The organism is Streptomyces sp. NPDC048637 (assembly GCF_040650675.1).
GTDB lineage: Bacteria > Actinomycetota > Actinomycetes > Streptomycetales > Streptomycetaceae > Streptomyces.
Map to the genome: position 1 here is coordinate 239,019 of NZ_JBEZHQ010000004.1, position 25,621 is coordinate 264,639.

General features: G+C 72.2%; 22 protein-coding genes. 14 read left to right on the forward strand and 8 right to left on the reverse strand.

All coding sequences use genetic code 11. The features are described 5' to 3' along the window. Positions 1-3: 3 nt before the first annotated feature. Positions 4-1,599, reverse strand: a complete 1,596-nt coding sequence (locus tag AB0C46_RS08465; protein WP_362826745.1) for an aldehyde dehydrogenase family protein — start codon at positions 1,597-1,599, stop codon at positions 4-6. A gap of 424 nt (positions 1,600-2,023) precedes the next feature. Next, positions 2,024-2,410, reverse strand: coding sequence for a chorismate mutase (locus AB0C46_RS08470; protein WP_362826747.1), 387 nt, complete (start codon positions 2,408-2,410; stop codon positions 2,024-2,026). 721 nt (positions 2,411-3,131) lie between these two features. Between AB0C46_RS08470 and AB0C46_RS08475 the strand changes: the two genes are divergently transcribed. Together AB0C46_RS08475 and fdhD are read left to right on the forward strand one after the other, a co-directional pair. Further along, on the forward strand, positions 3,132-4,424 hold the full coding sequence (locus AB0C46_RS08475; RefSeq protein WP_362826749.1) for an FAD-dependent monooxygenase: 1,293 nt from the start codon (positions 3,132-3,134) through the stop codon (positions 4,422-4,424). A 325-nt stretch (positions 4,425-4,749) separates the two neighbouring features. Continuing rightward, entirely contained in the window at positions 4,750-5,676 is a 927-nt protein-coding gene (fdhD, locus tag AB0C46_RS08480; RefSeq protein ID WP_362826750.1) for a formate dehydrogenase accessory sulfurtransferase FdhD, read from the forward strand. 34 nt (positions 5,677-5,710) lie between these two features. Here fdhD and AB0C46_RS08485 read toward each other — a convergent pair whose 3' ends face one another. Then, positions 5,711-6,154: a MarR family winged helix-turn-helix transcriptional regulator gene (locus AB0C46_RS08485; protein WP_362826751.1), complete on the reverse strand. Its 444-nt coding sequence runs from the start codon at positions 6,152-6,154 to the stop codon at positions 5,711-5,713. A 137-nt stretch (positions 6,155-6,291) separates the two neighbouring features. Between AB0C46_RS08485 and AB0C46_RS08490 the strand changes: the two genes are divergently transcribed. Then, positions 6,292-7,233: a zinc-binding dehydrogenase gene (locus AB0C46_RS08490; RefSeq protein ID WP_362826752.1), complete on the forward strand. Its 942-nt coding sequence runs from the start codon at positions 6,292-6,294 to the stop codon at positions 7,231-7,233. 274 nt (positions 7,234-7,507) lie between these two features. After that, complete coding sequence (locus tag AB0C46_RS08495) at positions 7,508-9,466, forward strand: sialidase family protein (protein ID WP_362826754.1); 1,959 nt, start codon at positions 7,508-7,510, stop codon at positions 9,464-9,466. A 233-nt stretch (positions 9,467-9,699) separates the two neighbouring features. Here the strand turns inward: AB0C46_RS08495 and AB0C46_RS08500 are convergent, their stop codons facing one another. Next, positions 9,700-10,812, reverse strand: a complete 1,113-nt coding sequence (locus AB0C46_RS08500; RefSeq protein ID WP_362826756.1) for a bile acid:sodium symporter family protein — start codon at positions 10,810-10,812, stop codon at positions 9,700-9,702. 172 nt (positions 10,813-10,984) lie between these two features. On the opposite strand from AB0C46_RS08500, the gene AB0C46_RS08505 reads away from it, so the two are divergent. From AB0C46_RS08505 to AB0C46_RS08525, 5 genes are all read left to right on the forward strand, one after another. Beyond that, positions 10,985-11,848: a LysR substrate-binding domain-containing protein gene (locus AB0C46_RS08505; RefSeq protein WP_362826758.1), complete on the forward strand. Its 864-nt coding sequence runs from the start codon at positions 10,985-10,987 to the stop codon at positions 11,846-11,848. Between the two features lie 254 nt (positions 11,849-12,102). Beyond that, positions 12,103-13,929, forward strand: a complete 1,827-nt coding sequence (locus AB0C46_RS08510) for an AMP-binding protein (protein ID WP_362826760.1) — start codon at positions 12,103-12,105, stop codon at positions 13,927-13,929. A 111-nt stretch (positions 13,930-14,040) separates the two neighbouring features. Continuing rightward, positions 14,041-15,111, forward strand: a complete 1,071-nt coding sequence (locus tag AB0C46_RS08515) for a hypothetical protein (RefSeq protein ID WP_362826762.1) — start codon at positions 14,041-14,043, stop codon at positions 15,109-15,111. A gap of 41 nt (positions 15,112-15,152) precedes the next feature. Further along, positions 15,153-15,986 carry an aldo/keto reductase gene (locus AB0C46_RS08520; protein WP_362826763.1) on the forward strand — a complete coding sequence of 278 codons (834 nt, stop codon included), beginning with the start codon at positions 15,153-15,155 and terminating at the stop codon, positions 15,984-15,986. Between the two features lie 197 nt (positions 15,987-16,183). After that, a complete protein-coding gene (locus AB0C46_RS08525) occupies positions 16,184-16,975 on the forward strand; it encodes a VOC family protein (protein ID WP_362826765.1) in 792 nt (263 codons plus the stop codon). Positions 16,976-17,006: 31 nt separating this feature from the next. On the opposite strand, the gene AB0C46_RS08530 is transcribed toward AB0C46_RS08525, so the two are convergent. After that, a complete protein-coding gene (locus tag AB0C46_RS08530) occupies positions 17,007-17,921 on the reverse strand; it encodes a methyltransferase domain-containing protein (protein ID WP_362826767.1) in 915 nt (304 codons plus the stop codon). 119 nt (positions 17,922-18,040) lie between these two features. On the opposite strand from AB0C46_RS08530, the gene AB0C46_RS08535 reads away from it, so the two are divergent. The 3 genes from AB0C46_RS08535 to AB0C46_RS08545 all read left to right on the forward strand — a co-directional run bounded on the left by AB0C46_RS08535 (position 18,041) and on the right by AB0C46_RS08545 (position 21,594). Continuing rightward, positions 18,041-19,126, forward strand: a complete 1,086-nt coding sequence (locus AB0C46_RS08535; RefSeq protein ID WP_362826769.1) for a DUF1266 domain-containing protein — start codon at positions 18,041-18,043, stop codon at positions 19,124-19,126. 57 nt (positions 19,127-19,183) lie between these two features. Further along, complete coding sequence (locus tag AB0C46_RS08540) at positions 19,184-20,563, forward strand: deoxyribodipyrimidine photo-lyase (protein WP_362826770.1); 1,380 nt, start codon at positions 19,184-19,186, stop codon at positions 20,561-20,563. Positions 20,564-20,649: 86 nt separating this feature from the next. Beyond that, positions 20,650-21,594: a YihY/virulence factor BrkB family protein gene (locus AB0C46_RS08545; RefSeq protein WP_362826772.1), complete on the forward strand. Its 945-nt coding sequence runs from the start codon at positions 20,650-20,652 to the stop codon at positions 21,592-21,594. Between the two features lie 12 nt (positions 21,595-21,606). Here the strand turns inward: AB0C46_RS08545 and AB0C46_RS08550 are convergent, their stop codons facing one another. Continuing rightward, positions 21,607-21,918 (reverse strand): 4a-hydroxytetrahydrobiopterin dehydratase, encoded by a 312-nt coding sequence (locus tag AB0C46_RS08550; RefSeq protein ID WP_362826773.1) that lies wholly within the window; start codon positions 21,916-21,918, stop codon positions 21,607-21,609. 265 nt (positions 21,919-22,183) lie between these two features. Between AB0C46_RS08550 and AB0C46_RS08555 the strand changes: the two genes are divergently transcribed. Further along, positions 22,184-22,999, forward strand: a complete 816-nt coding sequence (locus AB0C46_RS08555) for a helix-turn-helix transcriptional regulator (protein ID WP_362826775.1) — start codon at positions 22,184-22,186, stop codon at positions 22,997-22,999. 13 nt (positions 23,000-23,012) lie between these two features. Here the strand turns inward: AB0C46_RS08555 and AB0C46_RS08560 are convergent, their stop codons facing one another. Next, the gene (locus AB0C46_RS08560; RefSeq protein ID WP_362827014.1) at positions 23,013-23,426 is read right to left on the reverse strand and encodes a nuclear transport factor 2 family protein; all 414 of its coding nucleotides are present in this window, start codon (positions 23,424-23,426) and stop codon (positions 23,013-23,015) included. 556 nt (positions 23,427-23,982) lie between these two features. Further along, the gene (locus tag AB0C46_RS08565; protein ID WP_362826777.1) at positions 23,983-24,483 is read right to left on the reverse strand and encodes a lamin tail domain-containing protein; all 501 of its coding nucleotides are present in this window, start codon (positions 24,481-24,483) and stop codon (positions 23,983-23,985) included. A gap of 440 nt (positions 24,484-24,923) precedes the next feature. Between AB0C46_RS08565 and AB0C46_RS08570 the strand changes: the two genes are divergently transcribed. After that, positions 24,924-25,442 (forward strand): SseB family protein, encoded by a 519-nt coding sequence (locus AB0C46_RS08570; RefSeq protein ID WP_362826779.1) that lies wholly within the window; start codon positions 24,924-24,926, stop codon positions 25,440-25,442. Positions 25,443-25,621: the final 179 nt, after the last annotated feature.

Consider the following 25,621-nt stretch of genomic DNA (forward strand, 5'->3'; position numbering starts at 1 on the left):
TGTTCACGGCATCAGGTGGTAGTCGGGGAAGTTGCCCGGCAGGCGTTCGGGCGCGGGGCCTTCGGTGACCGCGCGGACGAGGAGTTCGCCGCCGACGAACGCACCGCTCCAGGAGTTGCCGAAGCCGCCGAAGAGCTCATCGCGGTCGCCTCGCGAACGGGGCTTGCCGTGGCCGACCTTGAAGGCGCGGATCTGCGGCGCGAGGCGGTCGTAGGTCTCCTTGTCGTCGCAGGAGAGGCTGGCGACCAGGGCACCGTTGCTGGCGTTCATGGCGGCGAGGAGTTCCGCCTCGGTGTCGACGAGGACGAGGGTGTCGACGGGGCCGAAGGGCTCGGCGTGGTGGAGCGGGGAGGACGGGGGCGGGGCCAGGAGGGTGGTCGGCGGGAGGTAGGCCGAGGTGTCCTGGGAGGGCAGGAAGTGTCCGTCCGCCAGGCTGCCGCGGTGCAGGGGGACGGCGCCCCGGGAGATCGCCTCGGTGGTGAGGTCGGCGAGTTCCTTGGCCTTGGCGGCGTTGATCAGCGGGCCGAAGTCGAGTTCGGGGAGCGGATCGGCGGGGTCGGCCACGGCCAGGGGGTGGCCGAAGCGGACGCTGCGGACGGCCGGGAGGTAGGCGGTGAGGAAGTCGGCGAAGGCCTCGCGCTGGACGACGAAGCGGGGGTAGGCGGTGCAGCGCTGCTTGGCGTAGTCGAAGGTCTTGCGGAGCAGCGGCGTCAGGGTCGGCCAGTCCGTGAAGTTCCAGATGCCCCAGGTGTTGAGGCCCTCTTGTTCGAGGATGTGGCGTTTGCCGAGGTCGGCGACGGCGGTGGCGACCCGGGCACCGGTGTCGCGGCCGCCGACGAAGGAGACACAGCCGATTTCCGGTGAGCGGACGAGGGAGGGCGAGAGCTCCTTGCCGCTGCCGCTGACGAGGGTGGCCGGAACGCCCTCCCGGACGGCCAGGGCGCAGGCGAGGGTGAGACAGACCAGACCACCGTCGGTGGGGGTCTTGGCGATCACCGCATTGCCGGCCAGCGCCTGCACGAGCATCGCGTGGATCAGGACCGACATCGGGTAGTTCCAGCTGGCGATGTTGCTGACCGGGCCGGGCAGCGGTGTGCGGTCGGCGAGCATCCGGTCGATTTCGGAGACATACCAGCTGACCCCGTCGATGGCCCGGTCGACGTCTGCCTGCGCGAGCTTCCAGGGTTTGCCGATCTCCCAGACGAGGAGGAGGGCGAGCAGTTCGCGGTGTTCGGTCAGCGCGTCGAGAGTGGCGGAGATCCGGGCCTTGCGCTCGGCCAACGGGACCTGGCGCCAGGCCCGGTGCTGGTCGAGGGAGGCGCGTACGGCGTGCAGGGCGGCATCCGCGTCGAGCCGGGGCGGGCCGGCGATGGGACTGCCGTCGACGGGGCTGGTGGCGGGCAGCGGGTGGCCGTCCGGATGCCAGGCGGCGCCCCAGAGGTTGAGGGCCTGGTCGTCGCGGAACGCCTCGGGGGCCGCGGCCAGACTGCGCTGCCAGGCGTCCTGCCAGGACGTACCGGGCTTCAGGGTGAGGATCGGGGCGGTCCCGGGGCGGGCGCTCCGCCGCGGTTCAGCAGGTGATGCGGGGGTGGTGGCCATCGTGTGTCTCCGCTCTCGGTGCACGGCCGGAGGGGCAGGGTGGTGGCGCTCGGCGGCTCCCTGAGGAACCGTGTTACTGGACGGTAGTGGGCGCGGTGACACTGCGGCACGGTCCGGCGTCAGGTATGGCGAGTGTCACTCGGCGTGGACGACGGGGCCAGCTGGGTGAGGCGACCGTGGGGTGGGACGCGGACGACGGTCAAGGGCGAGCTGCGCCATCCTTCGTGTGCGGGTGCGCCCGAGGCTCGCGCCGGACCGCGACCAGGGCGGCGGTCTTCGTGGCTGGTGCGCTGCGGTCGTCGTGGCCAGTGCGCTGCGGGCCCACCGGCGACGAGGCACCCCACGCGGGCGGGTCCCCGCGGGCGGTCCCCCGCCGGCGGTGCCGCACTGGCGGTGCCACGCCGTCCGTCGTGCGTGGGGGGGCTCAGCCCGCGGTGGGTCCGGCCGGTTCGGCGGGCTCCGCCATCGCCTCGTGTGTACGGTCGGCGATCGCCCGGTGGTGGCGGACGACCTCGCCGATGATGAAGTTGAGGAACTTCTCGGCGAAGGCCGGGTCCAGCTTGGCGTCCTCGGCCAGCCGGCGCAGCCGCTCGATCTGCGCGGCCTCCCGGGCCGGGTCGGCGGGCGGCAGACTGTGCCGGGCCTTGAGCTCACCGACCTGCTGGGTGCACTTGAAGCGCTCGGCCAGCAGATGCACCAGGGCGGCGTCGAGGTTGTCGATGCTGCCGCGCAGGTAGAGCAGCCGCTCACGGGCCGCCTCGTCGGCGACGGAGGCCGCTTCGCCGGCCGCCGGTGCTGTCCCTTCGCTCATGTGCGTCTCGCCATTCGTGATCGGTCGGGTGCCTGGTGCGGTGCCGTGCTTCGGGCACGTGATGCGTGATCGGCTGCACATTACCCGGAGGGAGACCGGTGACCTGGGCGGGTCTCGCGGATCGGACCGGGTGGGTCTGAATCCGGCCGGGCCCGGTGGGACGGCGCCGGTGCCGGCATCGGTCCCTGGCACCGGGGGTGATGGCGAGCCGGTGCCAGGCGGTGGTGACGCCCACGAGCAGGGCACCCGGAACGGTGAAGAGGGCCGGGACACGGAGGAGTTGGGCCCGGCCCCCGCAGCGGTGAGCGAGGGCGCCGGTGTCGGTGACTCCCCACTCCCCCACCCGTAAGGGCGAGCAGCTTCTTCGGGTACGCCCGGTGGTGGGATCCCCCACAGATCCCGCCACCGGGCCGTTCCTCGCGGGCCACGGCGGTCGGCCGGTCCCGGATCCGGGGCGCTGAACCCGGCCCCGGCTCAAGCACCTACCCACACCGTGGCCCGGCCATCCCTCCGTCTTCCCCCCGTTCCTCGCGCGGCCGGCCGACCCGCTCGCCGGGCTCATGCACGAGGTCGCCGCGGGCGCCTGCCCGGCCCTCCGGGACGACCCGCTGCTCGCCGCACGGAACACGTCCGGAAAGGGACCACTCCTGTGAGAATGTGCGTCGACAGCAGGCCGCCGACCGACCACCGGCCGCCGCACAGTGCAGGGGGGACCCGCCGTATGAACACAGATCACATCCGGATCGCAGGGGCCGATGTCGCCGTCGTGGGTGGCAGCGTCGCCGGTTGCGCCGCGGCACTTGCCGCGCATCGCGCCGGCGCGGGCCGGATCACCATCCTTGAACGTACCTCCGGCCGCCTCGCGGACCGCGGCGTCGGCCTGGCGGTGCACAACGCCCGGTACGCGGAGCTCGCGGCCGCCGGATACCTGGACACCACGATGCCCTGGGTGCAGCTGACCACCCGCCGCTGGTACCTCCGCGACGGCGCCGCACCGCTCGGCCGCCAACTCGCTTCCCTGCCCTTCCCGTTCCGCTCGTACTGCTGGGGGCCGCTCTGGCGGGAGTTACGGCACCGGCTGCCGGAGGACACCGTCTTCCGGCCGGGCGTACGGGTGGACGGGGTCAGCGATTCCGCGGACGGCGCCACACTGCATCTCGACGGCGGCGACGGCAGCGGCAGGAGCGGCGGCGTACAGCACCACGACGGGCGCCGTACGGAGCGCTTCGACCTGGTCATCGGTGCGGACGGCTATCGCTCGACGGTCCGCACCGCCGCGTTTCCCGAGGTACGGCCCGGCTACGCCGGTTATCTGGCCTGGCGCGGCGCCGTCCCGGCCGAGCGGCTGGCGGCGCTCGACCTCCCCGGCCTGCCGGCCACTCCCTGGGCGGTGGAGGACTGCATCTACGCCGTGTTCCCCGGCGGCCATGCCATCATCTACCGCATCCCGGACGGCCACGGCGGCCACCGTGCCAACTGGGTCCTGTACACCGCCCCGCCCGCCGGCCTCGACCTGGCGCTGGACACCCCCACCAGCCTGCCGCCCGGCACCCTCACCGACGCCCTGCACACCCATCTCGCCCATGTCGCCAGCGAGTTGCTGCCGCCTTACTGGGGCGGTCTGGTCGGGCTGACGCCCCGCGAAGAGGTGTTCCTCCAGCCGATGTACGACTTCACGGCGCCGCGCTACACCGCCGGGCGGCTGCTGCTCGCGGGCGATGCGGCCACCGTCGCCCGCCCGCACACGGCCGGTGGCGCGGTGAAGGCGCTGCAGGACGCCGCCGCCCTGGAGGCCGCGCTGCGCGCCGTACCGGAGCGGCCGGATGCGCTGGACGCGTACGGCGCCGAGCGCGGGGCGACCGGCCGGGCGATGGTCGAGCTGGGACGGCGGCTGGGCCGGTTCCTGGTCCAGGACACCCCGGACTGGCGGAGGCTGGACCAGGCCGGGCTGGCGGCGGCCTGGTCCGCGGCCGATGGTTCGGGTGCGTTCGGCGGCCGCGAACTGCGAAACTGACACCTGGTCAGCGCAGGAGGGCGGACGCCGGGCGCGGACGGTTCACCCGGGGCGCGGCCCGGATGGCCGAGGAGCGCCCCCCGCCCGGCGACGAGCTGTGCGTGCGCGGCTACGGCACGTACAGCTCCCGCACGGCTGACCGCCTCCCCGGCATGTGCTGGAGAATGAGAACGCCAAGGTCACCTCGCCCCCAACGACAACCCGGTGACCCACGGCGATCCGCATCAAGGGCCGCTTCGGCCAACGACACATTCGGCCAACGACACATCACGGCACATACAGCACCGGGACCGCGCCGGACCGGTGCGGACGGGACTGATCAGACATGGGACGGGTCACCGAGCGACGCCGCGTCATCCGCATCCGCGACGGTGCCGTGAGCACCCGCCCGGACACCCTCGTCGCCGAGGAACCGCTGGAGATCCGGCTCGGCGGCAAGCCGCTGGCGATCACCATGCGCACGCCCGGTGACGACTTCGCGCTCGCCGCCGGTTTCCTCGTCAGCGAGGGCGTCCTGGCGAGCGCCGGCGAACTGGCGAACATCGTCTACTGCGCGGGGGCCACCGGTGCGGGCACCGCCCGCCCGTGGGCGTCCCCCCACGCGAACGAAGCCGAGCACGAGGAAGAAGCCGGGAGCGGGGGAGGGAACAACACCTACAACGTGGTCGATGTGCGGCTCGCGGAGGGGGTTCCGGTTCCGGACATCACCCTGGAGCGCAATGTCTACACGACCTCGTCGTGCGGGCTGTGCGGCAAGGCCAGCCTGGACGCGGTGCGCACCTCTGCCCGCTGGCCCCTGGACACCTCCCCCGACACCCCGGTCCGGATCGCACCGGCGACGCTCAGCGCGCTCCCCGACCGACTGCGGGCGGCCCAGCGGGTGTTCGAGCGGACGGGCGGCCTGCATGCCGCGGCGCTGTTCACGACGGACGGCGAGCTGCTCGACATCCGGGAGGACGTGGGGCGGCACAACGCCGTCGACAAGATCGTCGGGCGGGCGGTACAGCAGGGCCGGCTGCCGCTGTCCTCCTGTGTGCTGATGGTCTCCGGCCGGGCGTCGTTCGAACTGGCGCAGAAGGCGGTGATGGCGGGCATACCCGTGCTGGCCGCGGTGTCGGCGCCGTCCTCGCTCGCCGTCGATCTGGCCGTGGAGACCGGGCTGACCCTGGTCGGGTTTCTGCGCGGCGCCTCCATGAACGTGTACGCGGGGGAGCACCGGCTCGCCCTGGGCGCGGCGGCCGCCACCGACTGAGGCGCGCACCCTCGCACGGGCCGGCGGCCGTGCCTCACCCCTCCGGCAGCGCGATCCGGGTCAGCAGGGCGATCAACTGCTCGCGTTCGGCCGGGGTCAGGGCCGAGGTCAACTCCGCGTTGGCCTCGTCGCCGAGCTGCTGGGTGCGGCGCAGCCGCCGTTGGCCGTCGGCGGAGATCTCGACGGCGTTCTTGCGCCGGTCGCTGGGGTCGGGGGTGCGGGTCACCAGCCCGTCCTTCTGCAGGTCGTTGACGATCGCGACCATGTCCTTCGGGTCGATGGCCAGCGTCCGGCCGAGCTCCGCCTGAGAGACCGGACCGAGTTCGGCGACCGCCGAGAGCACGGCGTGATGCATCATCCGCATGCCTTCGGCGGCGAGGGCGTCGGCGACCAGGCGGTGGCCGCGGGCGGCGGCGCGGCCCAGCAGCCAGCTGGGGAGCGCGCGGATACGGCTGGGGGCGTAGGGAGTGTCGGCCATGGGGCCACCGTACCGAGAAACCCATTGGAGGACCCAACGAAAAACCATTGGCAGCACCAATGGATTGTGCTTATCGTTGGGTAACCCAATGAAGCCAGGCGGCACCCGCCCGCCGACAACCCTGGAGGTGCCCGTCCATGCGCCGCGTCCGATTCCATTCCTACGGCGGTCCCGACGTCCTGTGTGTCCAGGAGGCGGCGGAGCCGGTGCCCGGCCCGGGTGAACTCCTGGTGCGTACGGAGGCGATCGGCGTCACGCTGCCGTGCGTACGGCGGGTGCGCGGTGACGGCAACGGCGGCGGCGATCCGCTGCCCTCCATGCCCGGCGGCGAGATCGCCGGTACGGTCGTCGCGCTCGGCCCGGACGTCACCGGCTTCGCCCCCGGCGACCGCGTCACCTCGCTCACCCTCACCGGCTCCTACACCGAACTCGCCCTCGCGCCCGCCTTTCTGGCGAGCCGGATTCCGGACGCGGCGAGCGCCGTGGAGGCGGTGGCGCTGGTGCGCAGCGGGCATGTCGCGCTCGCGGCGCTCAGCACCGCCGCACCTCGGGACACCGAGTCCGTACTGATCACCGGCGCGGCCAGCGGCACCGGGCATCTCGCCGTCCAACTGGCCAAGCTCCAGGGGGTGCATCGGGTGGTGGCCGCCGTCAGCTCGGCCGCCAAGGCGGACTTCCTGTATGGGTTGGGGGCCGACGAGGTGGTGGTTTACGACCAGGAGTCCTGGGGTGCGCCGGTCGACATCGTCCTGGACGGCGTCGGCGGCGAGCTGCTGCCGTGTGCGCTGGCCGCACTGGCGCCCGGCGGCCGGCTGATCTTCTTCAACTCCGGTGGCGGCACGGTCCCGGCGTATGAACTGCTGGCGGGTGCCAAGACCATCACCGGGCTGACGATGCGCCACTTCTCCACCGTCCACCGGGAGCTGTACGAGGAGCACCGCGCACAGCTGTGGGAGCTGGCCGGATCCGGCCGGCTGCGAGCCGCCATCCATGCCGAACTGCCCCTGGACGAGGCCGCGAAGGCGCACGAGATCATCGAGGCCAGGGCCAACCTCGGAAAGGTGGTGCTGCGGCCGTGAGGCCCGGCGGGCGTGCACGGCACAGGCGGTACATGCGGTACACCCGGCACACGCCGCACTCCCGGCCCCCGCATCGCACCCGGCGCACCCAGCGCCCCCAGCGCACCCGGCGCAGTACCTGCGGGCCGGGAGAGTGAATTCCGTCTGTGGCAGGGAGAACCGGCGCACGCTCCTTGTCGCAGTCCGCACGCGGCAGTAGCTTCCGTCGCGATGCACATAGGACGTGGGATGTCCTGATGACCCGACGCCGATGCCTCGAAGGGCAGGCCGGACCATGACGTCAGTTCTCCGCGCACACCCCAGCCCCCGCCACAGACCCCGGCGCCGCCGCGCCGCGGCCCTGCTCGCCGCGCTGACCGCCACCGCCCTCGCCCTCCTGCCGACCGCCCCCGTCCATGCCGCGCCGGACGGTGCGCCGGGCTCCCCCGCCGCCCCCGCCGGCGGATTCGACCAGCAGATCCTCTTCAAGGCGTCCCAGGAACAGGGCTACTACTGCTTCCGGATACCAGCCGTCGTACAGTCCGCGCGCGGCACCCTGCTCGCGTTCGCCGAGGGCCGGCGGCACGACTGCGGCGACGCGGGCGATATCGACCTCGTCCTCAAACGCTCCACCGACGGCGGCCGGACCTGGGGACCGCTCCAGGTCATCAACCACGGCAACGGCGACACCCACGGCAACCCCGCGCCCATCGTGGACCGCCGCACCGGCCGGATCGTCCTCGCCGAGACCTACAACAAGGGCCGCACCGACGGCCTCAGCTGCGATGTCCCCTGTGATCGCACCCCGCACCTCCAGTACAGCGACGACGACGGCGCGACCTGGTCCCCGCCCCGGGACCTGACCGCCAGCATCCGCCCTCCGCAGTGGAACTCCTGGTACGCCACCGGGCCCGTGCACGGCATCCAGCTCACCCACGGACGGCACGCCGGCCGGCTGGTGTTCAGCATGAACGCCGAGAGCTATGCCGACCACCGGGTCACCGCCAACCACGCCGCCCTGATCCACAGCGACGACGGCGGCGCCACCTGGAAGGTCGGCGCACTGGACACCTGGCCCGTCTCGGCCGAGGGGACGTTCCGTCAAAAGCCCTCGGAGATGACCCTCCTGGAACGCTCCGACGGCTCGGTCTACGTCAACGGCCGGGAACAGGACGGCACCGATCTGGGCCATCGCACGGCGGCGGTCAGCCTCGACGGCGGCGACTCCTTCGCCGCACCGTTCCGCGCCCTTCCCGACCTCTACACCCCGATGGTGCAGGGCTCGGCGCTGCGTCTGCCGCATCCGCGCACCGGCCGCAGCCGCACCCTGTTCGCGGCACCCGCCGACCCCGACCGGCGCCGGACCATGACCATCCGCTCCTCCTATGACGAGGGCCGTACCTGGGAGGGCGTCGACCGTGGCGCCCAAGTCACCACCGACTGGTCCGGCTACTCCGATCTGGTCGCCCTCTCCCATGACGTCACCGGCCTGATGTACGAGGGCGGCACGGTCGACGCCCGGGACGAGATCCGCTTCGCCCGCTTCACCGAGGACTGGCTCGGCCCGCGGCGCGCTCCGGACCCCACGACCCGCGACAGCGCCCCCGGCGCCCGGCCGGCGCTCGTCCTGGGCGGCGCCCGCGGCACCGACGGCCGCTTCGGCCAGGCACTGTCCTTCGACGGCACCGACGATGCGGTACGTCTCCCCTTCCGCGGTTCCCTCCCCCTGGGCACCGACGACTTCACCTGCAGCCTGTGGTTCCGCTACGGCGCCACGACCGGCGAACAGCCGCTGCTGTGGATGGGCGGCGTGGGCGCCAGGGCCCCGCAGGTCTCGCTCGCGGGCGACCCCGCCCACGACCGGCTCGTCGCCCGCCGCACCGCCGTCGACGGCGCCCGGCCGGCCGCCACCGCCCAGGCGGTGACCAACAACGCCTACAACGACGGCCGCTGGCACCATCTGGCGCTGCGCCGTAGTGGCGGCCGGCTGCTGCTCACCGTGGACGGGGACGAGACCACCGTCGCCCCCGATGTCCCGGGGTCGGCCAGCCGCGGCTCGGTCTTCGGCGTACATCTCGGCCAGAAGCCCGACAGCCGCGTCCAGTTCACCGGCGCACTGGACGAGGTACGCGTCTACCGGCGGGCGCTGACCGATGCCGAACTGTCCGGCGTACGCACCGACAACGCCCCGGCGAACGGCCCACTGGTCCTGGGGCTGTCGCTGGACCGGGTACGCGGCGGCACGAAGTACTGATCGGCGCGGCGGCGCGAAGAGCTGATCAGCGCGGCGGTGTGAGGGACTGATCGGCTCGGCGGACGACGCCGTGGCCTGCCCGGACGCGACCGCGCCGGGCAGGCCACGGGTGTCTTACGGGCCGGACCGGACCGGGCGGGGCCGGACCGGACCGGGCGGGGCCGGGCTCACGGGGCCCGGACGCGGGCTCCCCCTGAACCGAACGGCACGCCTCGGGGGGAGACACCACCCCCCTAACGCCGCGCCCCGCTCATCACCACGTCCCCCGCGGCCTCCGCCACCGCCGCGCTTCCCGCAGCGGCGCCCGCCACCGCCGCCACCGCCGGCTCCGGTGCCGCGGATGCCGCCGATGCCACGGATGTCGCCGATGCCGCCGATGCCGCGAAGCGCTTCGCGAGGACCGCGCACACCATCAGCTGCATCTGGTGGAACACCATCAGCGGCAGCGCCGCGAGCCCGGCCTGTGCGCCGAAGAGGACGCTGGCCATCGGCAGGCCGGCCGCCAGGCTCTTCTTGGAACCCGCGAAGGTGATCGCGATCCGGTCCGCCCGGTGGAAGCCGAGCTTCTTCGAGCCGTACCAGGTGGCGGCCAGCATCACCGCGAGCAGCACGGCCTCCACCCCCAGCAGACACAGCAGCCGCGGCACGGAGACCTGGTGCCAGATGCCCTGGACCACACCGGCGCTGAAGGCGGCGTAGACGACGAGCAGTATCGAACCGCGGTCCACAAAACCGAGGGCCTTCTTGTGGCGGATGAGCCAGCCCCCGACCCACCGCCGCAGCAACTGCCCGGCGAGGAACGGCAGCAGGAGCTGGCAGACGATCGAGACCAGTGACCCGGCGGAGAAGCCGCCGCCGTCCCCGTGCAGGACCAGACCCGCCAGCAGCGGTGTGACGACGATGCCGGCCAGGCTGGAGAACGAGCCGGCGCAGATCGCCGCCGGGACGTTGCCGCGGGCGAGGGAGGTGAAGGCGATCGAGGACTGGACCGTGGACGGCACCAGGCACAGGAAGAGCAGGCCGGTGTAGAGGGTGGGCGGCAGGATCTGGGGGACCAGTCCGCCGGCGGCCAGGCCGAGCACCGGGAAGACGACGAAGGTGCAGGCCAGGACGGTGAGATGGAGCCGCCAGTGGCGCAGGCCGTCCATCGCCTCACGGGTGGAGAGCCGGGCGCCGTAGAGGAAGAAGAGCAGCGCGACGGCTCCGGTGGAGGCACCCTCGGCGGCGGTGGCGGCCGGTCCGCGGGCGGGCAGCAGCGCGGCCAGGGCGACGGTGCCCACCAACGCCAGGATGTAGCCGTCCACGGGAAGCCGGGACAGGAGCTTGGGCAAAGGGGGGCGGCGCATGGTCTCTCTTCGGTCGTTCGGCGGCTCGGGGCACGGTGCTGGGCCGGCCCTCTCCAGGGTGCCGTGACCTGCAGCGATCGGGAACCCCGCTTACCGTGGTCACTGTTATTGCACTTCGCGATGAGCGCCCCGGGAGTCGGCAGGCCCAGGGCCGACCAGGGACGGAGGGCCCGTGTTCGAACCCGCCCAGCTGCGCACCTTTCTCGCGGTCGCGCAGACGCTGAGTTTCACCCAGGCCGCGCATCGGCTCGGGCTGCGGCAGTCGACGGTGAGCCAGCACGTACGGAAGCTGGAGGAGGCCGCCGGGCGCCGGCTGTTCGCCCGGGACACCCATGGCGTGGCGCTGACCGAGGACGGCGAGGCGATGCTCGGCTTCGCCCGCACGATCCTGGAGGCGAACGAGCGCGCCGCGAGCTTCTTCGCGGGCACCCGGCTGCGCGGCAGACTCCGCTTCGGCGCCTCCGAGGACTTCGTACTGACCCGGATGCCCGAGGTCCTCGAAGAGTTCCGGCGGGACCACCCCGAGGTCGATCTGGAGCTGACCGTCGAACTGTCGGGGACCCTGCACGAGCTGCTGGCGGCCGGTCGGCTGGACCTCGTCCTCGCCAAGCGGCGGCCGGAGGACTCGCGCGGACGGCTGGTCTGGCGCGACCGGCTGGTGTGGGTGGGAGCCGAGCGGCTGCGCCTCGATCCGCAGCGCCCGGTCCCGTTGGTCGTCTACCCGCCCCCAGCGCTGACCCGCGCCCGTGCGCTGGAGGCGCTGGAGCGCGCGGGCCGGGAGTGGCGGATCGCCTGCACCAGCGGAAGCCTGAACGGGCTGATCGCCGCAACCCGGGCAGGTCTGGGCGTTATGGCACATACGAGGGGCATGATCCCGCCAGGTCTGGTCCGGATTCAGCCACGTGCGGGACTTCCGGAACTGGGCGGCGTGGATTTCGTTCTTCTGTACGGACAGCGCGACCGCGCGGCGCGGGGCCCGGCGGAGGCACTGGCCGACGCGATCCTCGCGGGCGGCGACCGCCTGCAGCTCCCCTGATCGGCGGCGGAGCTCCCAACAGGCCGGCTGATCCGCTGTCACGTGCAGAGATTTGGTGCAGATATGGTCCCGGCGTCGTGATCGTCCGGCGTTGAACCAGCTGGATCATGTCCCTGCTTCTCCGGAGTAACCCGTTTTCTCCAGTTGGCCAGTTCCTGTGCGACCGCGTTCGCCACGTGGTAAGGCCCTGCCGGATGCCGTCACGGTGGGGTACGGTCGCGGCCTTGTGAGCAACACCACGAGGAGCTGGGTCATTGCGCGAGTTCACCGTCCCGCCTTTGGCGACCGCGCCCCGGGTCGGCGGGCTGGCGGATGCCGTCTACGAGCACGCCGACGCCGATCCCGACCGCGTCGCGCTGGCGCGTAAGGACGACGCGGGGACCTGGCAGAACGTCACCGCCGGACAGTTCCGGGACGAGGTCCTCGCCCTGGCCAAGGGCCTGCTCGCCCAGGGCATCCGGTTCGGCGACCGCGTCGGCATCATGTCGCGTACGCGCTATGAGTGGACCCTGTTCGACTTCGCGCTGTGGTCCATCGGCGTCCAGTCCGTACCGCTGTATCCGACGTCGTCGGCGGAGCAGGTCTTCTGGATGCTGCACAACGCGGGCGTCTCGGCATGTCTGGTCGAACACGAGGACCACGCGATGACCGTCGGCTCGGTCATCGACCGGCTGCCGCAGCTGCGCAAGCTGTGGCAGCTGGACGCCGACCCGGTGACCGAACTGACCGCGGCCGGTGCGCATATCGACGACGATGTCGTCCACCGCCACCGGATGGCCGTCACCCCGGACGCCACCGCCACGATCATCTACACCTCCGGCACCACCGGCCGCCCTAAGGGCTGTGTGATCACGCACGCCAACTTCATGGCCGAGGCCGACAACATCGTGCTGCGCCACGAGACGGTCTTCACCTCCAAGTCCGGTGACGAGGCCGCCACCCTGCTGTTCCTCCCGCTGGCCCATGTCTTCGGGCGGATGGTCCAGGTCGCCGCGATCCGCGGCCGGGTCAAGCTCGGCCACCAGCCCGAGCTGGCGGCCCGTGCGCTCCTGCCCGACCTGCAGAGCTTCCAGCCCACGTTCATCCTGGCGGTGCCGTACATCTTCGAGAAGGTCTTCGCCGCGGCCCGGCGCCGGGCGGAGGCGGACGGCAAGGTGGGGCCGTTCGACAAGGCCGTCGAGGTCGCGGTCCGTTATGCCGAGGCGCAGGAGAACAAGGCCTTCGGCACCGGGTCCGGTCCGAGTGCCGCGCTGCGGATGCAGCATCAGTTCTTCGAGAAGGTGGTCTACAGCAAGGTCCGGGCGGCGATGGGCGGCCGGGTGCGGCATGCGATGTCGGGCGGCTCCGCGATGGAGCGCCGGCTCGGGCTGTTCTTCGACGGCGCCGGGGTGCGCATCTTCGAGGGCTACGGCCTGACGGAGAGCACCGCGGCCGCCACCGCCAACCCGCCCGAGCGGACCCGCTTCGGCACCGTCGGCACCCCCGTCCCGGGCACCACCGTGCACATCGCGGAGGACGGCGAGATCTGGCTGTACGGGGGGCAGGTCTTCCACGGCTACCACAACGACCCCAAGGCGACCGATGCCGTGCTGCACGACGGCTGGTTCTCCACCGGTGACCTGGGCGCGCTGGACGAGGACGGCTATCTGACCATCACCGGCCGCAAGAAGGAGGTGCTGGTCACCTCCGGCGGCAAGACCGTCTCGCCGGTGGGCCTGGAGGAACGGGTACGGGCGCATCCGCTGGTCGCCCAGTGCATCGTCGTCGGCAACGACCGGCCGTTCATCGCCGCGCTGGTGACCCTGGACCCGGAGGCGGTCGCCCACTGGCTGGCCATGCGTGACAAGCCGGAGATGCCGCCCACCGACCTGGTGCGCGACCCGGACCTGGAGACCGAGATCCGGCGCGCCGTCGTCGCCGCCAACACCCTGGTCTCCCAGGCCGAGTCGATCCGTACGTTCCGGATACTGGCCAACCAGTTCAGCGAGGAACACGGGCTGCTGACCCCGTCGTTGAAGCTGAAGCGCAAGGCGATCGAGACGGCCTACACGGCCGAGGTGGACGCGCTGTACCAGACGTGACGGGCGGGCCGCGGTGGGCGCCGGCCGGCACCGTGGCGTTCCCCCGTCCGGCGGACCGGGATCGTCCGCCGGACGGAGGCCGTCCACGCCGCGGCCGACGAGGCTCCTGCCATGGATACCCGACGCCTCACGCTCCTCGGCCGGCTCGCGGTCGTCGCCTGTGTCCCGTACCTGACGCTCAAGCTGCTGTGGGTGCTGGGATTCGACATCGGCGTCATCGACACCCACCGCGTCGGCCGCACCGCCTGGGTCACGGCCAATGCCGTCACCTTCGTCATGGACGCCATCGCCGCCGTGGTGGCACACACCCTCACCCGCCCGGCCGGCCGCCGCACCCCGGCCTGGCTGCTGGCCTTCCCGTTGTGGATGGCGTCCGGACTGCTCATCCCGCTGCTGACGGGCCTCGCCGGCGGCAGCGTGACCGCCCTGGTCACCGGCGCCCGCAATCCGCTGTCCGCCGGTGGCTTCCTCGCCCCGTGGGTGTTCGGCGTCGTCTACGGCGGCTTCGCCGTCGAGGCCGTCACCCTGCTCGGCGCCTTCGGGCTGTACGCACACCAGCGCTGGGGCGGCCTGCTGCGCCGCCCGCTGCACGCGCTGCCGGACACCGGCACCCGGGCCCTACAGCGGATCTTCCTGCTGCCCGCCGCGGTGCTGCTCGCGGCACTGGGCACCGTCCACCTTCTGTGGGGCGCGGGCTCGACGCTGGGTGTGGCGGCGGACGAGGTGGCCGCCCGCACCGTCATCAGCTCCGCGTCGGACTGGGCCGCGGGCCTGCTCTCGCTCGCCGGCGCCGCCGGGCTGCTGCTTCTGGTCCTGCCGGGCCTGCTGCCCCGGCTGAGGGTCCGTACGCCGCTGGCCCTGGCCTGGTCCGGCAGTGCCGCGGCCTTCGCCTGCGGTGGCTGTCTGTGGCTCGGGCAAGCGGTGACCGACGGCCTCTCCCCCGGCGCCTCCGCGGTCCCCGAGGGGCTTCCGGGCCTGCTCGGCGCCCTGGAACTGTGCGCCGGACTCGTGGTCCTCTGCGCCGGGTCGTTCGCGCTCTGCGAACTCACCGCCGCGACCCGCTCCGCACCCCCGGCCGCGGGCGGTCACCCGGCCCCGCCCACGGCGCGCACCCAGGAACGCGCGGCATTTCCTGCATCCCGTCCCGCTGCACGGGAATGCGCGACAGCGGATGATCGTTGACATCCCTGAAGACGAATGCCGACGTAAGGATCGATTCCCCCGTGAGCAAGGTTCCGTCCATCACGCTCAACAACGGCGTCGCGATGCCGCAGCTCGGCTTCGGTGTCTGGCAGGTCGAGGACAAGCAGGCGGCCACCGCCGTCGGCCAGGCCCTGGACGCCGGGTACCGCAGCATCGACACCGCGGCGATCTACGGCAACGAAGAGGGCACCGGCAAGGCGCTCGCCGCCTCCGGCATCGACCGTGACGAGCTCTTCGTCACCACCAAGCTCTGGAATGCCGACCAGGGCCACGACGCGACGCTGCGCGCGTTCGACACCTCCCTCGCCAAGCTCGGCCTGGAGTATGTCGACCTCTATCTGATCCACTGGCCGCTCCCGTCCAGGGACACCTACATCGAGACGTACAAGGCCCTGGAGAAGCTCGCCGCGGACGGCCGGGTCAAGGCCATCGGTGTCTCCAACTTCCTGCCCGAGCACCTGGAGCGGCTGCTCGGCGAGACGTCCGTCGTCCCGGCCGTCAACCAGATCGAGCTGCACCCCCGGTTCCAGCAGGCCGCCTCCCGCGCCTTCCACGCCCGGCACAACATCGTGACCGAGGCCTGGTCGCCGATCGGCCAGGGCAAGGGCCTCCTGGAGGAGCCGACGATCGCGGAGCTCGCCGCCAAGCACGGCAAGACCCCCGCCCAGATCGTGCTGCGCTGGCACGTCCAGCTCGGCAATGTCGCCATCCCGAAGTCCGTCACCCCCTCGCGCATCGCCGAGAACATCGACGTCTTCGACTTCGAGCTGGATGACGCGGACCTCACCACCCTGGCCGGTCTGGACTCCGGCAACCGCCTCGGCCCGGACCCGGCCACCTTCGACGTGGCCTGATCCGCAGCCCGTAGCGGCGCCGTCCGGCTCGTCCGGGCGGCGCCGTGGTGTATCCGAGTGGCGGGCCCGGCGGACGGCGGTGAGTGTGGAGGGTGAGTGTGGGGTGGCTCCCGAGGCGTGCCGACCGGGGCCGGTACCCCTCCGCGTTCCGCTCCTCCCCCGTGCCTGAAGGGAGGTGCCCCATCGAGGAGGCCTTGATGCCTGAAGTCACAGCTCCCTACCAGCCCGGGACGCCCTGCTGGATCGACCTCGCGGCCCCTGACCAGCAAGCGGCCATCGACTTCTACTCCCAGGTCTTCGGGTGGACCGGAGAGATCGGCCCCCCGGAGAGCGGCGGCTACGCGGTGTGTGAGCTCAACGGCAGGCCGGTGGCCGGAATCATGGCCGCGGTCCCGATGGGCGGCCAGCCCGCGCCGCCGACCGTGTGGACCACCTATCTGACCACCGCCGACGCGGACGCCACCGCCCAGGCCGTGCGGGGGGCCGACGGCACGGTCCTGATGCCCGTCATGGACGTGATGACGCTCGGCAAGATGTGTATCGCGGCCGACCCCACCGGAGCGGTGTTCGGCGTCTGGCAGGCCATGGACTTCCCCGGCGCCGGCATCGTCAACGAGCACGGCGCGCTGATCTGGAACGAGCTCAACACCACCGACCCGTCCGCCGCCGCCACGTTCTACAAGGCGGCCCTCGGCATCGAGAGCGCCCCCATGGAAGGCGCCGACACCTACTACTCCCTGACGGTGAACGACCGTCCGGTGGGCGGCATGCAGCCGATGTCCGAGCAGATGCCGGCCGACACCCCCTCCCACTGGCTGGCGTACTTCTCGGTGGCCGACACCGATGAGACGGTCGAGAAGGTGACCGCGGCCGGTGGCGCGGCGCTGCAGCGGCCCTTCGACATGATCGCCGGCCGGATGGCCGTGGTGAGCGATCCGCAGGGCGCGACCTTCGCCGTGATCCATCCCAAGCCGATGGATCAGGGCTGACCGGGGCGCGGACGGCTCGCCGGCTCGTGGGCTACTGCGCCCGTGCCGTGTGGAGGGTCTGCGCCGACAGGAAGAAGGCGTCGGGGCGGCGGGTGATACCGGCGGCGTCCTCGGGATCGATGAGGCGGACGAGAGTGGCGAGGTCGTCCTCGTCGAGGCGGTCGCCGTACATGTCGCGAGCGCGGGACAGCGTGGCCACGAGATAGGCGCGGGCACCGGCGGGCAGCGGGGCCGGCAGATCCAGCAGAAAGCTGCGGGTACGCGGGGTGCGCAGACCGGCGTCGGCGAGGAAGGCGGGCCAGTCCTCGATCTCGTCGGCGGCGTCGGGCAGCGCCGCGCGCATCCCGGTGAACCACTCCTCGCCGGCCGCGTCGAGCCGGGACTGCAGACCCGGGCGGCCGATGCCGAGGTCGCGCGGCAGAAAGCGCGGGGCGAGGCCGCCCTCGACGATGGCGAGCAGTCCGCCGGGCCGCAGATGACCGGCCAGGGCGGCGACCGCGGCACGCTGGTCACCGATGTGGTGCAGGGCCCTGCTCGACCAGATGAAATCGGCGCCGCCGAGGGCGTCGAGTCCGTCCGGGACCTCGGCGAGATGGGTGTGGAAGCGGTCGCCGAGGCCGAGGCGGGCGGCCCGGTCGCGGGCCCGCTCCAGGAGTGCCTCGGTCGCATCCACCGCGACCACCTCGGCGTCGGGGAAGGCGCGGGCCAGCAGACAGCTGACGACGCCCGGTCCGCTGCCGATGTCGAGCACTCTGCGCACGCCGCCGGGGCCGGGGCCGGCCGCGACGGCGGTGGCCGGCTCGCGCAGCCAGGCCGCGGCCTGTTCGTAGAGCGGCGTGTACAGCTCGGCGCCCTGTTCGAGGAGCGGGCCGAACTCCTCCCAGTCGGGTTGGGCGCCGTCGTGCGGGTGGTGGTGCCCGGGTCCGGGCAGGTCGGGGTTGCTCATGCTCTGAGCCTCCGTGACAGGTGGTGCGCATGCAATCTCCGGTACCGGTCCGGCAACCCCAGGTTCCCGCGGGAGAGGAGGTGCTCGTAATCTCTTGGCCTGTGGCTACTCCGGGATGGATGCCGCCGACGGATACCGAGCGGCGGCTGTGCGAAGCAACGGCGCGTGGGGACAGGGACGGTCAGGTCGCGGCGATCGCCGGTGAGGATCTGTATCTGGCGGTCCCGCAGCAGGGGCAGGACCCGCTGCCCGTCTACGACGACCCGGCGGCGGGCGGTAAATGCATTCCCGTCCTGACCCGCGGCATGCTGCCGCCGTGGCAGGCGCAGCAGTTCTTCGACCGGGTTTCGGTGGAGGAGCTGGCGCAGGACTGGCCGAACGACAAGTGGCGGCTCGCGGTGAACCCCGGGACGCCGTGCGCCGCGTATCTCGCCGCGTCGCCCACCCACCGCGCCGGCTGGCAGCGGCTCCGCGCCCAGCTCGGGGTACGGCCCGGCGGACTGCTCGTCACGCACTACGGCGGTCCGCTGCACGGCCCCGTCGCGCAGGGGCTGGCGTGCGGTGCGCCGATCGCGGTGCACCACAGCGTGCCGTGGAACGAACTCGGTACGGCCTTCCTCGACCACGCCGCGGACGCACAGACCCTGCGCGACCAGTGGTCGGTGACCGACCCCGCCAGTTGGCAGCAGCGTCTGGACCAGCTGCTCGGCGGGCAGTTCGTCCCGGCGGAGACCGAGACGGCGCTGCGCGCACGGGCCCGCGCCCGGGACGCCGAGGACCCGGCGGACGCGGCCGGCGAGGAGCCGGGGACCACGGGCTCCCGGGACGCCGCGGACACCCCCGCCGTCCCCGAGCTCGTGACCCGCTACGAGGAGCGGTTCCGCACGGACGGGCTGCTGCCGGCCGACGGCCGGGTGGTGTCCCTGGTCGCGCTGGACCACGCACATGCCGTCAACCTCGTCCGGTGGGGCCTGGGCGCCCGGCTGTGCGCACCGCAACAGGCCGAGCAGGCCGTGCAGCAGGTCGCCGCGCGGGCCAAGGAGGTGTACGGCTCGTGGGAGGAGTTCGCCGCGGGCTACGCCCTGGGCCGGATGCTGGCGTTCGACAACGGCTGGTTCGGGCCGCAGTACGCGGAGGCGGTGCATCTCCACCGCGTCCTCACCCAGGACCCGTCCTCGCCGTGGCGCGGGCTGCCCTTCGCCTGACCCGCGGGCGCCGTCGCAGGCGGCTCGCGAGGCACCGGTTCGGTGTAGAGGTAGGGCATGGATGCAGCGATCTGCCTGTTCAGCTCCGACCTCCGGCTGCACGATCAGCCGGTGCTGGATGCCGCCCTGCGTGCCGCGGCACAGGTGGTACCGCTGTTCGTGGTCGACACGGGCATCGCTGACGCCGGGTTCATGGTGCCCAACCGGGCGGCATTTCTGGCCGGTGCGCTGGCGGATCTCGATGCGGGGCTGCGCGAACGGGGCGGTCGGCTGGTCATCCGTACGGGGGACGTGGTCACCGAGGTCTGCCGGGTGGCGGCGGAGACCGGGGCCGGGGCGGTGCATCTCGCGGCCGGGGTGAGCGGTTATGCGCTGCGCAGGGAGCGGCGGCTGGGCGCGGAGCTGGCGGCGGCGGGGCGGGCACTGGTGGTCCATGACGCGGTGATCACGGTGCTGCCGCCCGGCGCGGTGCTGCCCTCCGGGCCGGGCAAGGACCACTTCGCCGTCTTCACCCCGTACTTCCGGCGCTGGCAGGCCGCGGGGCGGCGGTCGGTGCTGCCCGCGCCGCGGTCCGTACACGTCCCCGCCGAGGTGCGGTCCGAGGACCTGCCGTCTGCGCGGGTGCTGTGCCCGGACGGCAAGCCCTCGCCCGCGCTGCCGGCGGGCGGTGAACGGGCGGGGCGCCGCCGGTTCGGGGCGTGGCAGCGGTCGGGAATGGCCGGCTACCAGGACCGGCAGGACGATCTGGCGGGCGATGCCACCTCACGGCTGTCGCCGTATCTGCACTTCGGGTGTCTCTCACCGGTCGAGCTGGTGCACAAGGCGGCGGGCCGGAGCGACGCCGGTGCCGAGGCGTTCGTACGGCAGCTGGCCTGGCGGGACTTCCACCATCAGGTACTGGCGGCCCGGCCGGGTGCAGCCCGCGCCGACTACCGCACCAAGGGCGACCGCTGGCGCTATGACGGCGCCGAGGTGACGGCGTGGAAGGAAGGCCGTACCGGCTATCCGGTGGTCGATGCGGGGATACGGCAGCTGCGGCACGAGGGGTGGCTGCACAACCGGGCCCGGATGCTGGTGGCGAGCTTTCTGACCAAGACGCTGTATGTGGACTGGCGGGTGGGCGCGCGGCACTTCCTGGACCTGCTGGTGGACGGCGACGTGGCGAACAATCAGCTCAACTGGCAGTGGGTGGCCGGTACCGGCACCGATACCCGGCCCAACCGGGTGCTGAATCCGCTCGTCCAGGCCCGGCGGTTCGACCCCGAGGGCGCGTACGTCCGGCGCTGGGTGCCCGAGCTGGCGGGTCTCGCGGGCGCGGCGGTGCACCAGCCGTGGAAGCTGTCCGGGCCCGAGCGCGCGGCGTACGACTACCCGGATCCGGTGGTGGACCTGGCGGACGCGCTGGTGCGGTTCAGGCGGGCGCGCGGGCTGGCGTGAGCGGGGCACCGGCCGTCCGGGTGTCGTGGGCGGCACCCGGGCCGGGAGATGATGCAGGGCGGACCGACGGAGAGGACGGATACGACATGGGCGGGAGCGGTATGCGCCGCGGGCTGGACCGGACAGTGCTGGACCGGGCACTCGGGGCGGCGGGACCGAGGCAGCCGGCCGCGCTTCCCACCTTGGCCCAGTGCCGTACCGCGCTGCGCCGTACGCCACTGTCGGTGTGGCACGACGATGTGACGGACTGGGCCGCGAGCCTGACGTACTACTCGGTGCTGGCGCTGCTGCCGTCGCTGATCGTCACGGTGTCGCTGATCGGTCTCGCCGATCCGCCGGCCACCGAACAGCTCATCAACCAGATCAGTGCGATCGCCCCGGCCGAGGCGGGCCCGACCGTTCACCGGGCGCTGGTCGGCATGGCACAGCAGCAGACCGCCGCATGGGTGGTGGTGGGCGGTGCCCTCGTCAGTGCCCTGTGGTCGTCCTGCAGTTATCTGGCGGTGTTCCGCCGTGCACTGCACGCCATGCACCGCACGAAGGACGACCGGCCGCCGTGGCGCAAGGCACCGCGCATCCTGTGCACGGCGCTGCTGCTGATGGCGCTGCTGATCAGCAGTGCGGTGGCGCTGCTGGTGAGCGGGCCGATCGCGACCGCGCTGGGCCGGGCCGTGGGGCTCGGTGAGGCGGGCGAGGCGACCTGGAACGTACTGAAGTGGCCACTGCTGCTGCTCCTGGCGACGGTGCTGGCGATGGTGCTGTTCCGGTCCGGGCCGCCCAGTTCCCGCGGTGTGCGCAGGGCGGCCCCCGGCGGCGTGGTCGCCGTGCTCCTCTGGCTGGTCTCCTCCGCCGGATTCGCCCTCTACGCCTCGTACGTCGGCACCTTCAACCGGCTCTACGGCTCGCTCGCGGGGCCGGTGGTGTTCCTGATCTGGCTGTGGTTCTCCCATCTGTCGCTGCTGTCCGGCGCCCAGTTCAACGTGGAGCTGGCACGTGCGGGGCGGGTGGTGCGGCCCCGCACCGGCAGCTGAGCCCCTGCGGGGTCAGCGCACCCCGTGGCCCGGAGCGATGTCCTCGATACGGCGGGCGAGACCGAAGTCGAGGTGGGTGAGCCGGCCGCCGATGCTGTGGGTGTTCAGCGCGATGTCGATCCGGTTGTAGCCCAGGGTGAGGTCGGCGTGGTGCCCCAACTCCTCCTGGATCTGCGCGATATGGATGACCATGGCGGCGGCCGGAAAGTGCCCGTGGAAGAGGTAGTGACGGCGCAGCAGCTCACCGTCCACGGACCAACCGGACAGCTCCGCGAGGCGCTCCTCGATCTCCGTCGCGCTGAGCGGTTCCACCTGAGCATTCATTGCGCTCGCCTCTCGCCGTGTGCCGGCTGCCGATGAGCCGGCTCCCGATACGTCTCGCTGTCCGGGCGCCACCTCCTGCCGCGGCGGCCGCGCCGGGCCCAGCCTGGCACGCCGGCGACGCTTTCCCCCGTAACGGCGGCACGGCACTCCCCCTCCCGTACGGTCCACCGCACCGCACCGCATCGCACCGCTCCGCGCCCCGACCACCGTCCTTCCCGTACGGCCGGTCGGCCCACACCACCGCCCCTCGGCTACCGTCCCTCCCATGACAACTGCTGCGGCATCCTCGCCGGAGAGGACCACGGGTGTCGGCGCGCTGCTGCGCGAATGGCGCGACCGGCGCCGGATCAGCCAGCTGGAACTGGCGCTGCGCGCCGACTCCTCCGCCCGCCACATCAGCTTCATCGAGACCGGCCGCTCCCGCCCCAGCCAGGAGATGGTCCTCCGGCTCGCCGAACATCTCGACGTCCCCGTACGGGAGCGCAACGCCCTGCTGATCGCGGCGGGCTACGCCCCGACCTTCCCGGAGACCCCGCTGGACGACCCGTCGATGGCCGCCCTGCGCTCCGGTATGGAACGCCTGCTGACCGGCTACGAACCGTTCCCCGCGCTGGTGGTCGACGGGACCTACCACGTCCAGGCGGCGAACCGCGGCATCTCCATGCTGCTGGCGGGGGTAGCCCCGTCGTTGCTGCAGCCGCCGCTGAACGCCCTGCGGATCACCATGCACCCCGACGGCCTGGCCCCCCGCATCCGCAACTACCGGGAATGGCGCGCCCACCTTCTCTCCCAGGTGGAGCGGCAGTTGGCCCTGATGCGCTCCGCCCCCCTGCGCGCGCTCTACGACGAGGTGTGCGCCTACCCCCTGCCACCGGGCGGCCACGAAACAGCCGCTCTCGGCGAGCACTGCCCCTTCGCCCTCCCCATGATGATCGAACACGACAACACGGTGCTGTCCTTCATCTCGACCATCGCCACCTTCAACACCCCCATGGACGTGACCGTCTCCGAACTCGCGGTGGAAACCCTCCTGCCGGCTGATCCCGAGACGGCGGAGTATCTGCGGGAGGTGGAGTGGTAGGGGCGGGGCGGCCTCACACAGCAGGCACCCGGTCCAGGAACCCGAGGACCGACCGGACCCGTCCGTCCTCCCCCAGCCGGATCACATCGAACCCGGCCACCGGCGCCGACCCGTCCGCCACACTGACCAGCTCCCACCCGAACCGCGCGATGTCGTGGTGACCGTCCACCTCACCCAGCTGCCGGAACACATGACCGGGGAACTGCACATGGGCCCCGGCGATCACAGCCGCCAGCCCCTCGTGCCCCGCGACATCGGCCAACGGATCGGTGTACGTGACGTCCGCACAGCACGCCGCCCCGACGGCCTTGCCCAGCGCCCCCTCCTCACGCGCGTTCCACGCCTCGAAGTACCGCGCGACGGCCGCCGCGTACCGGTCCTCCGCGTTCGGCGACTGCTGGACGATCTGCTCCTGATGCTGCGTCATGGCGTACTCCCACTCCTGGTGATGCGTCATGCCTCATGCCTCATGCGTGATGCGTGATGCGTGACCCCCGTGGTGCCCGAACGGCACCACTGTCTGGCATCGGTTCACGGGCCGGAGTGCGCCGGCCCGTGAACCGATGCCTTCACCTTGCCGGGTGGTGGGGTGGGGGTCGATTACCCGGGAGGTAATGACGCAGCCGCTTCCGGTGGACCGCGGTGACGGCGTTGCCGACAGCTCACGTCAGGAACGTTGATCCGCTACTGGACGGCAGGGAGCAGCCGTGGTCGATCAAGAAGGGGACCTCTGGCCACCCTGCCTACGCGGCGCGAGGGTCAGCGGGCGGAAGCAGTGGTTCGTGGTGGTGCCAGATGAGGTAGCGGTCCTCGCACCGTAGCTCTGCGGCGCCCCATTCCACGCGCATGACACCTCGCTCGGTTCGGCCGTACGGGGTGGGGGCCGGTCCGGTGCCGGGTCCTGTACGGCCTTGGTGGGCAGTGCCGCGTGCACGGTGGTGGCCGTCACCTCCGCTCAGGAGGTGAGCCCGCGTGCGCCCCGCTCAGCTGTGATGGCGGATGTAGCCGTTGCCGTCGGAGTCGGATCCGCTCTTCGTGTAGGAGTGGACATCCGAGCGGCTGCCGGAGGGCTTGTACAGGTAGATCGTGTCGCGGTCGTTGTTCCACATGAAGTTGCAGTTGTCGCGGTAGACCACGTTGTGCTTGTCCGAGTCGGTGCCGTGGCCGCCGCGGAGGTTCACGTAGTCCCCGGGCTGGAGGTAGTGGCCGGCGGTGAAGGTGAAGCGGTTGCCGGTGGCGTCCTTGACGACGTAGCCCTTGAGGTTGATGGTCGCCGACGACGAGTAGTTCTTGATCGTCAGGTATTCCTCGTCGGTGTTGCCCGAGGAGCAGCTGTTGGAGTCCCGACCGGGCGCGTCGTACTGGACTCCACGGATCTTCAACGCCGAGTGGTACTCCGCGGCCTGAGCCGGGGTGGCGGCGAGGAAGGACAGCGCGCCGGCGGTGACAGCGGCGGCAGCAGCGACGACAGGACGCTTGAGCAAGGGAGATCCCCTCCATAGTCTGATGAAATCGTGTGACATGTGGAGGACTTGCGACCATCCGAGATGGTTGCACGGTGAACAATAACGACCGAACTCGACAGAAAGAGACCAAGCTCTTGGTGCGCGCAACGTCGTCTGACTCCGCGCCGTCGCGCCCCGCTGCGACCGTCCGATGCCGCCCGTTCCCCGCGCGACTCGGCCGCTGGGGGCCGCCCGACCAGCAGTGCTGCCTTCTTCCGGGGTGGCGGAACGGGCGCCGGCGGCACCGCATCGCTGATCGTGAGCGTTGCGCAGAACGTGGGGCGGCATAGCCTGGGGGGTATTGCCACGCTTGCCCCGGCCCCGTGCCGCTGGGCGGCATCCGGCGGCGACTGCGGCAAAGCCGTGTCCGCCCGTGTCGAGCGGGTGGCCGGTGAGCAACGCCGACGAGAGGACACGCCATGAGCACCCCGACACCCGACGAAAACGCTCCCCCGAGCGGGGCACCGTCCCCCGAGGGAGCGCCGTCCGCGGCGGAGGCGGCGGATACCCAGGCCACCCTGGTCGAGCTCGCGAACAGCACGGCCCTGCTGCCGCAGGCACCGCCGGCCGAGGGCGAGGAGCCGCGTCCGGAGGGCGCCATCTCGCTGCCGGTGATCGAGCAGGACGGCAATCGGTACATCCCCGTCTTCACCACCGAGGACGCGCTGGTGGCGGCGGGTGGAGATCCCGGCGCCGCGCTCAGCATCCCCGTCGTCGAGCTGGCCGCGAACTGGCCGGCGGACGACCTGTGGCTGGCGGTCAACCCGTCCACCGAGGAGGGCCTCGCCCTTCCTCCCGACCTGGTGCGGGCGCTGCCCGTCTTCAGCCAGGGCGACGGCCAGGTCGACCTGCCGGGTCAGGTCGGTGCGGAGGGCGGTGCAGAAGGTGGTGCGGAAGGTGGTGGCGCCGGGGAGTCCGGCCGGCCCCCGGGCGGATGACCCGCACCCGGTCCGTCACGGAGGTGATACGCGCGAGGCCTGAGAGTGGCTGCCTCGGCGCCCTGGGGCGGGCGGGGCGTGCTCGTCGGCGCCGGCCTGGGGGCACAGGCACACCCCTGAGGTAGCGGTAACCCCCGGCTCGGTGCGGGGGCGGACCGGCTGTCGGGGCGGGTGCCGGG

Excerpts from the sequence above, each read along its gene's own strand:
- AB0C46_RS08535 (WP_362826769.1), top strand. The coding sequence starts at position 18,041 with ATGCCGCCGACGGATACCGAGCGGCGGCTGTGCGAAGCAACGGCGCGT.
- AB0C46_RS08560 (WP_362827014.1), bottom strand. The coding sequence starts at position 23,426 with ATGACGCAGCATCAGGAGCAGATCGTCCAGCAGTCGCCGAACGCGGAG.
- AB0C46_RS08500 (WP_362826756.1), bottom strand. The coding sequence starts at position 10,812 with ATGCGCCGCCCCCCTTTGCCCAAGCTCCTGTCCCGGCTTCCCGTGGAC.
- AB0C46_RS08485 (WP_362826751.1), bottom strand. The coding sequence starts at position 6,154 with ATGGCCGACACTCCCTACGCCCCCAGCCGTATCCGCGCGCTCCCCAGC.
- AB0C46_RS08525 (WP_362826765.1), top strand. The coding sequence starts at position 16,184 with ATGCCTGAAGTCACAGCTCCCTACCAGCCCGGGACGCCCTGCTGGATC.
- AB0C46_RS08540 (WP_362826770.1), top strand. The coding sequence starts at position 19,184 with ATGGATGCAGCGATCTGCCTGTTCAGCTCCGACCTCCGGCTGCACGAT.
- AB0C46_RS08475 (WP_362826749.1), top strand. The coding sequence starts at position 3,132 with ATGAACACAGATCACATCCGGATCGCAGGGGCCGATGTCGCCGTCGTG.
- AB0C46_RS08515 (WP_362826762.1), top strand. The coding sequence starts at position 14,041 with ATGGATACCCGACGCCTCACGCTCCTCGGCCGGCTCGCGGTCGTCGCC.
- AB0C46_RS08550 (WP_362826773.1), bottom strand. The coding sequence starts at position 21,918 with ATGAATGCTCAGGTGGAACCGCTCAGCGCGACGGAGATCGAGGAGCGC.
- AB0C46_RS08490 (WP_362826752.1), top strand. The coding sequence starts at position 6,292 with ATGCGCCGCGTCCGATTCCATTCCTACGGCGGTCCCGACGTCCTGTGT.
- AB0C46_RS08570 (WP_362826779.1), top strand. The coding sequence starts at position 24,924 with ATGAGCACCCCGACACCCGACGAAAACGCTCCCCCGAGCGGGGCACCG.
- AB0C46_RS08470 (WP_362826747.1), bottom strand. The coding sequence starts at position 2,410 with ATGAGCGAAGGGACAGCACCGGCGGCCGGCGAAGCGGCCTCCGTCGCC.
- AB0C46_RS08465 (WP_362826745.1), bottom strand. The coding sequence starts at position 1,599 with ATGGCCACCACCCCCGCATCACCTGCTGAACCGCGGCGGAGCGCCCGC.
- AB0C46_RS08545 (WP_362826772.1), top strand. The coding sequence starts at position 20,650 with ATGGGCGGGAGCGGTATGCGCCGCGGGCTGGACCGGACAGTGCTGGAC.
- fdhD (WP_362826750.1), top strand. The coding sequence starts at position 4,750 with ATGGGACGGGTCACCGAGCGACGCCGCGTCATCCGCATCCGCGACGGT.
- AB0C46_RS08555 (WP_362826775.1), top strand. The coding sequence starts at position 22,184 with ATGACAACTGCTGCGGCATCCTCGCCGGAGAGGACCACGGGTGTCGGC.
- AB0C46_RS08530 (WP_362826767.1), bottom strand. The coding sequence starts at position 17,921 with ATGAGCAACCCCGACCTGCCCGGACCCGGGCACCACCACCCGCACGAC.
- AB0C46_RS08495 (WP_362826754.1), top strand. The coding sequence starts at position 7,508 with ATGACGTCAGTTCTCCGCGCACACCCCAGCCCCCGCCACAGACCCCGG.